This is a genomic window from Rhizobacter koreensis (genome assembly GCF_013366375.1).
Lineage (GTDB): Bacteria > Pseudomonadota > Gammaproteobacteria > Burkholderiales > Burkholderiaceae_C > Schlegelella_A > Schlegelella_A koreensis.
In genome coordinates this window covers 185,584-199,389 of sequence record NZ_JABWMJ010000010.1, presented here as the reverse complement: position 1 = coordinate 199,389, position 13,806 = coordinate 185,584, and the positions used below count along the sequence as shown (strand labels likewise).

Here is a 13,806-nt window from a genome sequence, read left to right as displayed (position 1 = left end):
CAGCCGCGCTCGTCAGGCGCGGGCACCGGCGCCCATGATGAAAGCCCCGCATGCGGGGCTTTCGTTCGTCGGCGCTGGCATCCTCGATGCGCCTCGATGCGCCTCGATGACGCGACAAAGCCGCTTCGCGCGGGCAGTCGGGGCTGGCGACCCGCCAGGGCGGCGGGTACCGTTCAACGCTTGCGGGAAGCCTGCGCCACTCGCACGAGTCGTATCTTCTTCTCGCCTTCGGTAAGGGAGCTCTCGACAGTTCCCTCGAGCGTGTTCTCGCCGGTTCGGTTCAGCGAGACCGTCAAGTTGGGGCATTGCGGCGCAACCGACACACCGAAGACGGTGAAGCCGAACTGCTCCTTCTGGCTCATCTGTATCGTCACCGGCATCGGCTTTCCGCCGCAGGCGGTGCCTTTGAGACGATTGGCCGCACCGACATCGGACCAGGTGCCCGCGAAGTCTTTAAGCACGAGCTTGGCAGTGCCCGTGGCACCCAGACCCGGCTCGAACGTCGCGGTCCAGGTTCCGTCGTAGGTCTCGGTTACGACGTCGCTGAACTCGTGTCGGTGAGAGTCGGCGGCGCCGGCGGCGCCGCACAGGACGAAGCCAAGGCAGGCGACCAGTGCAGGCACGCTGGCGCGTCGACGTGTTCTGCGCAAGGCGGCACCCGGGTGCGATGAAGCGATCGATTGAAGAGTCATGGTCCAGCGTCGGCAAAGCGCGAAACGGTAACGCCAAAGAAAAAGCCCCCTGGCCACCGTAGCGACTCAGGGGACTTGCGAGAGGACTAAGTCGCGGAGCGAATCAGTTGCAGAACGGCGTCAGGCCCATCGCCGACTTGATGCCCTGCACGACGAGTCGCTTGAATTCCTGCTGGCCGGGGAAGCCCGAACCATCCTGGAACGCCTTCGAATCGTGGCCCATGGTCGTGACCCAAGAGCGGCCGCCGTCGTAGTACTGGCACCACGCATTGGGGTGGAAGTTGCCGTGGCCCGGGTGCGTGGTGCGACGCACCGCCAGCGTGTTCTCGTCGACGCGCGTCAGGAACTTGACCTTGGTCGGATACGGCATCAGGTTGTAGAACTCGTCCTGATGCGGCCACGTCGCCGGCAGGCCTTGCGTCGACGGATCGTTCTGGACCGTCACGACCGTGCCGGGCTGGTTGGCACCGTGGTCGTAGAAGTTCGCGTTGCCGAGCAGACCTTCGTACCACGGCCAGTTGTATTCGGTGCCGAACGCGTTGTGGATGCCCACGAAGCCGCCGCCCGAGCGGATGTACTGGCGCAGGTTGGTCTTCGGCGCGTCGATCGACGCGTTGACCGACGTGTTGACCGTGATCGTCGACTGCTTGCCATGCAGCGTCATCGTGTCGCGCGTCGGGCTCATGAAGATCACGGCCTTGTAATTGCTGCCGAGGCCCGGCATCTGGCTCGCGTCTTCGGTGATGTCGGCCTGGATGCCTTCGGCAGCCAGCCATTCCCGCAGCGCCAGCTGCGCGACGTTGGCGGCGGTCAGCTGCGGGCCGGCGGTGGGGTTCGAAGCTCGGTTGATGCCGGCGGCCAGCGCGGGGCCGAGGTTGGCGTGGCGGGGACCAGCGGTGCGGCTATAGATCAGCACCGTGTTCCCGGTGCGCTGGATCATGTCGTTGTAGCACTGCGGATAGACGCCGCGGCAGACGTTGTACGTCGTGTCGAAGGCGGCCGCCGGCGCGCCATTGGGCAGATTGCTGTTGATCGGGCCCTGCGTGCCGGCTGCCTGCGCGAAAGCGCCACCTGCGAGTGCGGCGAGCGCGCCCGCGGCGAGCGTCTTGACGGTTGTCGTTGTCATCTCGTTGCTCCTGCTGTTGTCGTGAAAAGAACCGAATCGATCGGCTGAAAAGCTGCGTTGCTCACAGGGGGCTGGGAGGCGTTGCAGACGGGCTAACTGTCTGTTCTGTTTGATAGAACCGCGTTTCGTTAGACGGTCGCGGCAGTATAGGAAGCGACCCTCGGGTGTCAATCGGAACTATCGATGTCGAGGGTTTCCACTGCGGAGCGGCTTCGTGAGCCGCTCCGCAGCGCAGCTCAGACGCCGGCTTGATCGCGGCGGCGGCGGGCGAAGGCAAGGCCGAAGAGGCCGACGCCGACGAGGGCCAGAGCGCCCGGCTCGGGGATCAGCGAGATCCCGATGGCGCTGGCCGTCATGCTCAGGAAGCCGAAGTCGTTGGCTCCCAGATCCATGTGGTACGTGAACGTGCCGCTGCGCTGACCCGATGCCAGGAGCTGCTCGAACAGGGTGCCGGGCAGGGCCACATCGAACGGGTTGTCGATGGTCAGGAGCACCATCGCTTCGGGGCTGTCGCCGAGCTTGGTCGGACCGGTGGTCGCCTGGAGCGACCAGTTGAAGCTGAAGTCGACGCTGCCGGCCACCGGGGTCAGCGCGCCGTTCAGGATGAAGTCAGCCTCGTCCACGAGGTTGAACAGCTGGACTTCCTTGAAGGCAGTCGCCGATGCCCGGTTGACCGGGCCGAAGCCGGCTTGCGGGGTCGTCGAGGTGTTGACCTGCGCCGACACGCCGGTCGAGTCCAGCGGCAGCGTCGGGTCCGAAAAGCCCCCGACGCCGTTCAGGTTGCCCGCCGACGCGCTGTTGTTGCCGCCGGCCTGCGACGTCATCGAGAAGCTGTTCCAGTCAAAAGAGAACTGCGACTGCGATTGGGTCGTGACGCCGTTGCTGGCGCTGGTGTCGTACGCCTGGAAGGTGTCGACGAAGTTCAGGATCGCGCCGCTGCTCGTCACGGCCGAAGCCTTGCCGTTGCCACCGACCGAGGAGACCACGACCGCAGCCGAGCTCGCGTGGCTCGCGCAGGCCAGCGCAAGTGCAACACCGGCTGCCTTCAGGGAAGGCAGGACAGTTCCAGACGTTCTTTCAGTTTTCATTGATTCCCCCACTGTTGCGTTCACGCAGCGGCTTTGTCGCACCGCTCCCCGCGCCAGCCGTTCTGCTGTACGAAATGGCGTTGCGAAATGCTACGCCGCGTCCGACGCGTCAACACTAGGGTGATCACTCATACGACGCCGCCGGAGGCGCGTAACAAGCCGTTCATCCGCACTTTCCGACGAACGGCAACGCATCCGTGGGGCGCGTCCGGCGCGCTGCATCGGCCGTCGCGGCAGGAGCGACCGCTGGCTCAAGGCTGCGGCGTTCGTGCGGCGTGGGGGAAAACCGCTCCGCCCGCCAGGGCCGAATTGTCGGAGCGCAACGGCGCCCGACGAGCCTGATGCCGCCCGGCGTCCGACGAGCGGCCGGCGACGGTCAGCGAATCTCGCCGTCGAGCAGGGCGCGCGACGCGCTGCGGGCCGGACCGCGTGCCGCTCCGGCTGAACTGCTGCGCGGTGCGTCCTTGAGGTTCCAGCCCATGAGCGTGGTGTCGTCGACATTGCCGCCGAACATGCGGGTGAGTTCCTTGGCGTACTTGAAGAGCACCGGAACGATCGCCGCCTCGCCGGCGGCCTCGAGCCGGTAGCGCGGGCCGGAGACGCTGAGCGCGCCGACCAGCACGTTGCCCGACCCGAACACCGGCGCCGCGAACGCCGCGGTCTCGGAATCGCGCTCGCCGAACGAGGCGACGAACATGTTGCGGCGGATCGAGTCGTACTGCTCGCCGCGCGCACCGCTGAACGCGCGCAACAGGTGGCCGGCGGCGCCGACCGTGAGCGGCAGGTGGTCGCCGACCTGGATCGAGTCGCGCACGGCGCGCGTCGTCTCGACCCGGTGCAGGCAGACGCGCGAGTCGCCTTCGGCGACGTAGAACGAGGCGCCCTCGTGCAGTTCGGCGGCCATCTTCTGCAGCACCGGCGGCACGATGTCCGAGGTCTTGAAGTGGCGCTGGTAGAGCGAGCCGAGCAGCAGCACGCGCGAGCCGAGGCGATACATGCCGTCCGCGCTGCGAACCACGTAGCCGAAGCGCTCGAGCGACTTCAGGAGGCGCAGCACGGTGCTCTTGTAGAGACCGGTGCGCTTGGACAGCTCGGCGAGCGCCACCTTGTCCTCGGTGAGCGCATCCAGGATCGACAGCGCGCGCTCGACGGCAGCGACGCCACCTTCTTCAGTCATGTTGGCACCAGACGGGAATTTTGCATACAAAGCGAGGTTATCCGAATTGCGAGCCATTCCAGCGCGGAACGGCATGCAACTGGGGCGTCTACCTAGATGTGGCGAACACGCCTAAAGTAGAATCATGTTTTGCTGAACGGAACGCTCGACGCGTCCGGAACAGCGTTCCTGCCCCGTGACGGCCATGACGAGCTCCCAAGAACTTCCCCGCTACGCCCACTACATCGACGGCAAGGAGGTACCGCCGTCGTCCGGCGAATACCTGCCGACCGAAGACCCCTTCACCGGCGCCGCCTGGGCGCAGGTGCCGCGCGGCAACCGCGCGGACGCCGAGGCCGCCGTCGAGGCCGCCCAGCGTGCGTTTGCCGCCGGCGCGTGGCCCGAGATGACGCCGTCCGAGCGCGGCCGCCTGCTCTGGCGCCTCGGCGACCTCATCGTCGAGAACGCCGCGCGCCTGGCGGAGATCGAGCGGCGCGACAACGGCAAGCTCGCGGTCGAGGTGGTCGCGCAGGTGCGTTACATGGGCGACTACTTCCGCTATTACGCGGGGCTGGCCGACAAGGTGCAGAGCTCGGTCATCCCGACCGACAAGAAGGGCGTGTTCGCCTACACGCGCTACGAGGCCAAGGGCGTGATCGCGATCATCACCCCGTGGAACTCGCCGCTCACGCTGACGAGCTGGAAGCTGGCGCCGGCGCTCGCCGCGGGCTGCACCGCCGTCATCAAGCCGAGCGAGTTCACGTCGGCCTCGATGCTCGAGCTGGCCCGGCTGTTCGACCAGGCGGGCTTCCCGAGGGGCGTCGTCAACGTCGTCACCGGCCTCGGGCCGGAAGTCGGCGAAGCGCTCGTCACGCACCCGCACGTGGCGCACATCGGCTTCACCGGCGGCTCGCTCGCCGGCCGCAAGATCTACGAGCTCGCCGCTCGCAACTTCAAGACGGTGACGCTCGAGCTCGGCGGCAAGTCGCCGAACATCGTGTTCGACGACGCCGACCTCGAGCAGGCGGTCAAGGGCGCGGTGTCGGGCATCTTCGCCGCCGCCGGCCAGAGCTGCCAGGCCGGCTCGCGCCTGCTCCTGCAGCGCTCGATCCACGACCGCTTCGTCGGCATGCTGGTCGACTTCATGAAGGACGTGCGACTCGGCGACCCCGCCGACAGCGCGACCCAGATCGGCCCGATCGCGACCCGCCCGCAGTTCGAGAAGGTGCTGTCGTACATCGACATCGCCAAAAGAGAAGGCGCGACCTGCGTGCTCGGCGGCAGGGCGCGCCCCGATCTCGGATCGGGCATGTTCGTCGAGCCGACCATCTTCACCGGCGTGCGCAACGACATGCGGATCGCGCAGGAAGAAGTGTTCGGACCGGTGCTCTCGGTGATCGCGTTCGACGACGAAGCCGAGGCGATCCGCATCGGCAACGACGTGGCGTACGGCCTGGCGGCGGCGGTCTGGACGCGTGACTTGCGTCGCGCGATGCTCATGACCGAGAAGTTGCAGGCGGGAACGGTCTGGGTCAACAATTACCGCGCAACCAGCTTCACCTCGCCGTTCGGCGGGTACAAGGAATCCGGCATCGGCAGGGAGTCCGGCGTCGAGGCGATCAAGGAATACCTGCACACCAAGTGCGTCTGGATCTCGTCCGACCTGGAGGTGCCCAACCCGTTCGTGCGCCGCTGAGCCACGCCGCCCAAAGAAAGACTTGCCATGAGCAACGCCTTGGACGGTATCCGCGTCCTCGACCTCACGAACGTCCTCGCGGGGCCGTTCTGCGCCTATCAGCTGGCGCTCCTCGGTGCCGACGTCATCAAGATCGAGGTGCCCGACGGCGGTGACCTCGCCCGTCAGCTCGGCGCCGACGCCGAACTGAACGCGCGCCACATGGGCGCATCGTTCCTGGCCCAGAACGCCGGCAAGAAGTCCGTCACGCTGAACCTCAAGACGTCCGAGTCGCGTGACGTGTTCCGGCGGCTGGTGAAATCGGCCGATGTGCTGGTCGAGAACTTCCGGCCTGGCGTGCTGGCGCGCCTGGGCTTCTCGTACGCCGAGCTTGCCGACATCAACCCGCGCCTCGTGTACTGCGCGATCTCCGGGTTCGGGCAGGAAGGCCCGATGAAGGCGGCGCCCGCCTACGACCAGATCATCCAGGGCCTGTCGGGGATCATGAGCATCACCGGGTCGCCCGAGTGCGCGCCGCTGCGCGTGGGCTATCCGGTTGCCGACACGCTCGCCGGCATGACCGCGGCATTCGCGATCAGCAGCGCGCTGGTGCGTCGCCATGCGACGGGCGAGGGCGCCTGCATCGATGTCTCGATGCTCGACACCGCGCTCACCGCGATGGGCTGGGTGGTGTCGAACTACCTCACGGCCGGCGTCGAACCGAGCCCGCAGGGCAACGACAACTTCACCGCAGCGCCCTCGGGCGCGTTCAAGGCCAAGGACGGCCTGCTCAACATCGCGGCCAACAAGCAGGAGCAGTTCGTGGCGCTCGTGGGCGCGATGGGACGCGAGGACCTGGCCACCGACCCGCGCTTCGCCAAGCGCGAGGACCGCAAGCGCAACCGCGCGGCGCTCACGGCCGAGCTCGAGGAGACCCTCCGCACGCGGCCCTGCGCCGAGTGGGAGCGCATCTTCAACCGCATCGGCGTTCCCGCCGGCGCGGTGCTCACGGTGCCGCAGGCACTGGCACTGCCGCAGATCGCGCACCGCCAGCTGCTCAAGACCTTCGACGACCCCGAGACGATCGGTCGTCCGCTCACGGTCACGCGCGCCGGGTTCAAGCTGTCGGGTGGCGAGCCTGACGTCGAGGCGCCGCCGCCGCGGCTCGGGCAGCACACCGACGCGATCCTCACGGAGCTCGGCTACACGCCCGACGAGATCGAGCGCCTGCGCGCCGCGGGGGCCCTATGAACGACCGGGCGATCGACAAGACCGGCGACAAGCGGCCCGTCAAGACCGCCGAGCAGCGCGTGCAGGAGGCCACCGACTGGTGGTCGACCTCGATCATCGACATCAAGCCGGGCCGCATCGGCATCCGCGGCTACCCGATCGAGGAGCTGATCGGCACCTTGAGCTTTCCGCAGATGGTCTGGCTGATGCTGCGCGGCGACCTGCCGAGCGCCGAGCAGGGCGCACTGCTCGAGGCCGCCATGGTCGCCGGCGTCGACCACGGTCCCCACGCGCCGTCGATCGCGATCGCGCGCATGGGCGTCACCTGCGGGCTGCCGCTCAACGGCGCCATGGCGTCGGCGATCAACGTGCTCGACGACGTGCACGGCGGCGCTGGCCAGCAGTGCATGGAACTGCTGCAGGCGATCAGCGATGCGTCGCCCGATGCGGAGCCGGGCCCCGACGTGATCGCGGCGGTCGTCGACGACTTCATCGCGAAGAACGGCAAGATCATCCCGGGCTTCGGCCATCGCTGGCACAAAGTCGACCCGCGTTCGGGGCGACTCCTGCAGATGGTGCGCGACGCCGAGGCCGCCGGCATCGTCGACGGGCGCTTCGGGCGCATCGCGCTCGGCATCGAGGCCTTGCTCGAAAGCCGCAAGGGTGCGCCGATCCCGATGAACATCGACGGCGCCACCGCGGTGATCTACCTGGCGCTCGGTTTCGCGCCGCCGCTCGGCCGCGGCATCTTTATCCTCTCGCGCTCGGTCGGCATCCTCGCGCACGCCTGGGAACAGACGCAGCAGGGCGGCCGCATCAAGGGCCCGATGGCGCCGAGCATTCCCTACCGCTACACCGGACCGGCGGCGCGCTCGCTCGCTCCCGATCCCGCGACCTCGGCCTGAGCCGAAGGTCCCCAACCACGACCGCCACGGGGCGGTCGTGGCGCTTTCTTCCCTGCATCGAAAGTGAGTTCCACCGTGAAGCAATCCATCTCCAAGCAGCTCGTCAAGTACCTCGAGGACCGCGGCGTCGAATACCTGTTCGGCCTCTGCGGGCACACCAACATCGCGGTGCTGGCCGCGCTCGAGGGCTCGAAGGTGACGTTCGTCAACACGCGCCACGAGCAGATCGCCGCCCACATGGCCGACGGCTACGCGCGCGCCAAGAAGAAGACCGCGGTGCTGCTGTCACACCTCGGCCCCGGGCTCACGAACGCGTCGACGGGGGTTGCCAACGCGGCGCTCGACTCGATCCCGATGGTCGTGATCGCCGGCGACATTCCGAGCCACTACTACGGCAAGCATCCGCACCAGGAAGTCAACCTCCACTACGACGCGTCGCAGTCGGAGATCTACCGTCCGTTCGTCAAGCGCGTCTGGCGCGTCGAACGGCCCGACCTTTTCCCCGAGATCCTCGAGAAGGCGTTCCAGCTCGCCGAGAGCGGCCGTCCGGGCCCGGTGCTGGTGTCGGTGCCGATGGACATCTTCTCGATGGAGGTCGACACCAAGTTGTTCGAGCGCCTGGCGCTGCACACCAAGACGCTGCAGAAGCCCTCGATGGACGACGTGACGGCCGAGCGCATCGTGCGCACGCTCGTCGAGGCCAGGAACCCGCTCATCTATGCGGGCGGCGGCGTGCTGCTGGCCGACGCGGCCGACGAGCTGCGCGAGTTCGCGACGCATCTCTCGATCCCGGTCGCGCACACGCTGATGGGCAAGGGCGCACTGCCCGACGACCATCCGCTGACGCTCGGCATGACGGGCTTTTGGGGCACCAAGTTCGTCAACGACAAGTGCCTCGGAGCCGACTGGGTGATCGGCCTCGGCACCAGCTTCAAGGAAGCCGACTGCAGCTCGTGGGAGCCCGAGTACACGTTCAGCTTCCCGCCGTCGAAGCTGATCCACATCGACATCGACTCGAACGAGATCGGTCGCAACTTCCCGGTCGAGATCGGCGTGGTCACCGATCTGAAGGAAGCGCTCAAGGTGCTGAACCGCGTCGCGCGCCGCCTGCTGCCGGAAGGCCGCAAGAACGAAGCGCTGCTGAACGCGATCCAGGACTACCGCGCCGAGTTCATCGCCGGCAACCGGGAGCACGTCAAGAACGCGGCCTACCCGATGCGCCCCGAGCGCATCCTCTCGGTGGTTCGCGAGGTGCTGCCGCGCGACGGCATCGTCACCACCGACGTGGGCTGGAACAAGAACGGCGTCGGCCAGCAGTTCCCGATCTACACGCCGGGCAGCATCCTCACGCCGGGCGGCTACGCGACCATGGGCTTCGGCGCCCCGGCCGCGCTCGGCGCCAAGCTGGCGTGCCCCGACCGCCTCGTCGTCGCGCTGGTCGGCGACGGCGGCTTCGGCCAGAACCCGTCGGTGCTCGCGACCGCCGTCGAGATGAACATTCCGGTGGTCTGGGTCGTGATGAACAACTACGCCTACGGCACGATCGCCGGCCTGCAGAAGGCGCACTACGGCACGACGATGGGCACCTTGTTCCGCAAGGACGGCGAGCCGTACTCGCCCGACTTCGGCGCGGTCGCACGTGCCTACGGCGCCGAGGGCGTGCGCATCGAATCGGCCGAGCAGTTCAAGACGGTGCTCGCCCAAGCGGTGGCATCCGGGAAGCCCTTCGTCATCGATGTGTCGATGCTGAACGAGCCGGTGCCGACTGCCGGCCACTGGAACATCAACCACATCTACTCGCCGGGCCTCGCGGTCTCGCACGTCGCGATCCCCTGACCGAGCGCCGCCTTCGGGCGGCAGGGCTCGGCAAGAGCCCGCCCGCAGCAACCACGCCGGCACCCGCCGGCGTCGTCGTCTGGGCAGACCGTCGATCGATCCGTCGACGGGACTTGCGACCTCGCAGCACCGGCGTCGGCGAGGCGCGGCACCATGCAGAAGCGAAAACGCCGGCTCGCGGCCGGCGTTCCCATGCGAGGCGAGGGCCCCGGGTCAGGCCGGCGCGGGCTCGTCGAGGATCTCGGCGATGTGCCGGAGCGCGAGCAGGTAGCCCGAAGCGCCGAGGCCGGCGATCACGCCGGTCGCGATCAGCGACACGAGCGAGTGCTGGTACTGCTCGCCGCGCGCGTGGATGTTGGTGATGTGCACCTCCACGAGCGGCGGCCGGATCAGCTTGAGCGCGTCGAGGATCGGAATGCAGTCGAACGAGAAGCCGGCCGGATTGATGATCACGGCGGCGTCGCGCTCGAACGCCTCCTGGATCCAGTCGATCATCACCCCTTCGTGGTTGGTCTGGCGAAACTCGAGCGTGATGCCGAGCTCGCTCGCCAACGCCTCGACACGGTCCTTGATCTGCGCCAGCGTGGTGCCGCCATACAGGTGCGGCTCGCGCCGCCCCAGCATGTTGAGGTTGGTCCCGTTGAGGACGTAGACAGGGCGGCGGACCATCGCGCGTCGCGATCAGCCGTGGAGCAGGCGCGCCGGACCCGTCACCAGCCAGGGGAAGAGCACCATCGCGAACATGATGGCGAACTGCGACACCATGAACGGCATCACGCCCCTCGTGACGCTGTCCATCGACATTCGCCCGACGCCCGCCACGACGTTGAGGACGACGCCCACCGGTGGCGTGATCAGCCCGATCGCGTTGTTCATGATGAACAGCACGCCGAAGTAGACCGGGTCGATGCCGGCCGCCTTGATCACCGGCATCAGCACCGGCGTCAGGATCAGGATGGTCGGCGTCATGTCCATCGCCGTGCCGACGATCATCACGAGGATCATGATCGCGAACATCAGCAGCGTGGGGCTGCCGAGCATCGGCTCGAGCAGGCCGACGACCTTGCCGGGCAGGTCGGCGACCGTGATCAGCCACGACGACACCATGGCGGCCGCGATCAGGAACATCACGATCGAGGTGGTGCGCGCCGCGATGTTGAAGATGCCCCAGAGCTGCGACAGGCGCAGTTCGCGATAGACCACGGCCGAGACGAACAACGCGTACACCGCCGCGATCACGCCGGCCTCGGTCGGCGTGAAGACGCCCATTCGCAGGCCGACCAGGATGATCACCGGCAGGATCAGCGCCCACACGCAGCGACGGAACGTGCCCCAGAGCTCGCCGAGCGACTTGCGCGGCGGCGGCACGATGTTCTCGTGGCGGGCGACGATGGCCCAGGTGATCCACAGGGCCAGGCCCACCAGCAGGCCGGGAAAGATGCCGGCGAGGAAGAGCTTGGAAATCGACACGTTGGCCGTCACGCCGAAGATGATCAGGCCGATCGACGGCGGCAGCACCGGCGCGATCACGCTCGACGCCGAGATGAGGCCGGCGGCGCGCTCGGGCTTGTGGCCGGCCGCGATCATCATCGGCAGCAGGATCGCAGACAGCGCGGCGGCGTCCGCGACCGCGCTGCCGGACAGCGCACCGAGCAGCACCGAGGCGACGATCGCCACGTAGCCGAGGCCACCGCGAATGTGACCGACCAGCGCCATCGCGAACTCGACGATCCGCTTCGACAGGCCACCGACGTTCATGATCTCGCCGGCAAGCAGGAAGAACGGGATGGCCAGCAGCGGGTAGTTGTCGGCGCCGCCGACCACGTTCTGCGCCAGGATCTGTGCGTCGAAGATGTCGAGGTGCGCCATCAGCGCGACGCCGCTGACGAGAAGGGCGAATGCGATCGGGATGCCGATCGCCATGGCCAGCAGCAGGGAGCCGATAAAGATCGCGATGGTCATGGGAAGGATTCGCTAGAAAGGTGGGCGGTGCGGTCGACGAGCGGCAATCAGTGCGACTTCGCGTGGGCGTCGCCGCCGGCCGGCGCGACGGGCACGTTGTCCTCGGACTCCTTGATCATCACCAGGTCCTCGTCGGCGACCCGACCGCTCAGGACGAGCCAGAGGTCCAGGAGGAGCAGGGGAGCGGCCGACACCGCGAACACGATCCCCGAGGCGTAGACGATCGCGACCGGCAGCTGGGTCGACGGCGCGAGAGACTGCATGTTGATCTTGGTCTGCTCGAGGCTGCCCTGGAACAGCAGCCAGCACACCCACAGCATCAACCCGTGCCCGAGAACGAGACAGACCTTCTTGCCCAGCGGCGGCAGGCGGCCCACCAGGAAGTCGGTGCCCAGGTGAGCGTGGTTGCGGATCGCGACCACCGCGCCGAGGAACGTGATCCACACGAATATCCAGCGCGAGAGCTCCTCGGACACCGTGATGCCCGAGTTGAAGAGGTAGCGCAGCACGGCGTTGCCGAACACCAGCGCGACCATGATCATCAGCCCGACCGCGATGAGCGCGCCCAGAAACTTGCAGTAGAGGTCGGCGATACGTTCCACGAGCGTCCTTCACGATCAGGACCGGAAGCTGGCTCGAGCACTCCCGGCAACAAATTGGCCGCCGCCCGGGTCGCGAGAACGACCCGGGCGCGGCCCGGCAAGACAAAGCGGGCCCCAACGGGCCCGCGCGATCACTGCAGCTTCTGCACGCGTTCGAGTTCGCTGCGGAAGGTCGAAACGACGGCCGGGTCGTACTCGGCCGAGAACTTGTCGTAAATCGGGCGCACGGCCGCGCGCATGCGGCCGAGCTCGGCGGGCGAGAGCTCGTTGATCTGCATGCCCTTGGTCTTGAGCTCGTTGAGCGCCTTCGCACCGGCTTCGCGGCTCACGGTGCGCTGGTAGTCACGCGACTCGTTGGCGGCTTCCTGGAGGATGCGCTGCTCGGTCGGCGAGAGGCGGTCCCAGAAGCGCTTGCTGATCAGGACGATGTTCGCGGCGTAGACGTGGTTGGTCTGGCTGAGGTACTTGTTGACCTCGTAGAACTTGTTCGAAAGGATCACCGAGAACGGGTTCTCCTGACCGTCCACCGCGCGGCTCTCGAGCGCGTTGTAGAGCTCCGCGAACGGCAGCGGCACCGGGTTGGCCTTGAACGCGCGGAAGGTGTCGAGGAACACCGGGTTCGGGATCACGCGCAGCTTGATGCCTTCGAGGTCCTCGCCCTTGGTGATCGGGCGCTTGCTGTTGGTGACGTTGCGGAAACCCAGGTCCCAGAACGTGAGCGCCACGAGGCCCCGCTCAGGTAGGCGCGCCGTGAGCTGGCGGCCGAGCGGACCATCGAGCAGCGCATCGGCCTGACGGAAGTTCGAGACGATGAACGGGAAGTCGACGAGGCCGAACTCCTTGACGATGCCGACCAGCGACGTCGTCGCCGGCGCGGTCATCTCCTGCACGCCGCCCTGCAGCGCCGATTGCTGCTGCATCTCGTTGCCGAGCTGGTTCGACGGGAACTCCTTGACCGTGATCTTGCCGCCGCTCTTCTTGGCGACCAGTTCGGTGAAGCGCTTGACGCCCATGCTCACCGGGTGATCGGTGTTGTTGAGGTGGCCGAAGCGGATCGTGCGCTCCTGGATGTCCTGTGCCTGCGCGCCGAAGGTCGCCGCAAGGCCCGTGACGAGCACGGCCGCCAACTTCGTGAATGGGAACTTCATCATCTCTCCTGGGTTTGAACCTGTGCCAGCGCATGCCCGTGGCGGCGGGCTGGAAACACGGCGCTCGCAGGCTGGATCGCCTGCCACACCGTTCTATGCAGTAGAACTAAGTTTCAAATTTTAGATGCGCCAAGGCACAGGTGAACCCAGGGTTGCCCCTGATGGACGAAAAAGGCCCGGGCCGTTTCATTAGCGGCCCTTTGCTGGTTGTCCGTTTCGTCGCGAGGCGGATGTTGCCATCGAAGGTCCCAAGCGGTTCGAGCTTTCGGCTTTGGTGTGCGGGCCGTAGGCTCGGCTGTCGTGCCGGCGAGGGCCCGCTGCCGGTTTCCCCATTCAACTCCCCGTTCCCATGAGCCATTTCCGAAGCGCCACGCCGGCGTTCCTCG

Annotated in this window: 12 protein-coding genes; 4 read left to right on the top strand and 8 right to left on the bottom strand. The window is 67.2% G+C overall.

Annotation, left to right across the window (positions count from 1 at the left end):
• Window positions 1-173 precede the first annotated feature (173 nt).
• From HQN59_RS20035 to HQN59_RS20020, 4 genes are all read right to left on the bottom strand, one after another.
• Window positions 174-623, bottom strand: a complete 450-nt coding sequence (locus HQN59_RS20035) for a hypothetical protein (protein WP_176070897.1) — start codon at window positions 621-623, stop codon at window positions 174-176.
• Window positions 624-795: 172 nt separating this feature from the next.
• Complete coding sequence (locus HQN59_RS20030) at window positions 796-1,818, bottom strand: ThuA domain-containing protein (protein ID WP_176070896.1); 1,023 nt, start codon at window positions 1,816-1,818, stop codon at window positions 796-798.
• Window positions 1,819-2,054: 236 nt separating this feature from the next.
• Window positions 2,055-2,804 carry a PEP-CTERM sorting domain-containing protein gene (locus tag HQN59_RS26880; protein ID WP_176070895.1) on the bottom strand — a complete coding sequence of 250 codons (750 nt, stop codon included), beginning with the start codon at window positions 2,802-2,804 and terminating at the stop codon, window positions 2,055-2,057.
• A 478-nt stretch (window positions 2,805-3,282) separates the two neighbouring features.
• Window positions 3,283-4,083: an IclR family transcriptional regulator gene (locus HQN59_RS20020; protein WP_176070894.1), complete on the bottom strand. Its 801-nt coding sequence runs from the start codon at window positions 4,081-4,083 to the stop codon at window positions 3,283-3,285.
• Between the two features lie 184 nt (window positions 4,084-4,267).
• Here HQN59_RS20020 and HQN59_RS20015 point away from each other — a divergent pair, with 184 nt between their 5' ends.
• The 4 genes from HQN59_RS20015 (at window position 4,268) to HQN59_RS20000 (ending at window position 9,708) form a co-directional block, all read left to right on the top strand.
• A complete protein-coding gene (locus HQN59_RS20015) occupies window positions 4,268-5,758 on the top strand; it encodes an aldehyde dehydrogenase (protein ID WP_176070893.1) in 1,491 nt (496 codons plus the stop codon).
• A 27-nt stretch (window positions 5,759-5,785) separates the two neighbouring features.
• Complete coding sequence (locus HQN59_RS20010; protein WP_176070892.1) at window positions 5,786-6,988, top strand: CaiB/BaiF CoA transferase family protein; 1,203 nt, start codon at window positions 5,786-5,788, stop codon at window positions 6,986-6,988.
• Window positions 6,985-7,872: a citryl-CoA lyase gene (locus tag HQN59_RS20005; protein WP_176070891.1), complete on the top strand. Its 888-nt coding sequence runs from the start codon at window positions 6,985-6,987 to the stop codon at window positions 7,870-7,872. Before HQN59_RS20010 ends, HQN59_RS20005 begins: the two co-directional genes overlap by 4 nt.
• Window positions 7,873-7,947: 75 nt before the next feature.
• The gene (locus HQN59_RS20000; protein WP_176070890.1) at window positions 7,948-9,708 is read left to right on the top strand and encodes a thiamine pyrophosphate-dependent enzyme; all 1,761 of its coding nucleotides are present in this window, start codon (window positions 7,948-7,950) and stop codon (window positions 9,706-9,708) included.
• Between the two features lie 213 nt (window positions 9,709-9,921).
• On the opposite strand, the gene HQN59_RS19995 is transcribed toward HQN59_RS20000, so the two are convergent.
• The 4 genes from HQN59_RS19995 to HQN59_RS19980 all read right to left on the bottom strand — a co-directional run bounded on the left by HQN59_RS19995 (window position 9,922) and on the right by HQN59_RS19980 (window position 13,420).
• The gene (locus tag HQN59_RS19995) at window positions 9,922-10,377 is read right to left on the bottom strand and encodes a type II 3-dehydroquinate dehydratase (protein ID WP_176070889.1); all 456 of its coding nucleotides are present in this window, start codon (window positions 10,375-10,377) and stop codon (window positions 9,922-9,924) included.
• A gap of 12 nt (window positions 10,378-10,389) precedes the next feature.
• Window positions 10,390-11,670, bottom strand: coding sequence for a TRAP transporter large permease (locus tag HQN59_RS19990; protein ID WP_176070888.1), 1,281 nt, complete (start codon window positions 11,668-11,670; stop codon window positions 10,390-10,392).
• 47 nt (window positions 11,671-11,717) lie between these two features.
• Entirely contained in the window at window positions 11,718-12,272 is a 555-nt protein-coding gene (locus HQN59_RS19985; protein WP_176070887.1) for a TRAP transporter small permease subunit, read from the bottom strand.
• A 131-nt stretch (window positions 12,273-12,403) separates the two neighbouring features.
• Window positions 12,404-13,420, bottom strand: coding sequence for a TRAP transporter substrate-binding protein (locus HQN59_RS19980; RefSeq protein WP_176070886.1), 1,017 nt, complete (start codon window positions 13,418-13,420; stop codon window positions 12,404-12,406).
• Window positions 13,421-13,806 lie beyond the last annotated feature (386 nt).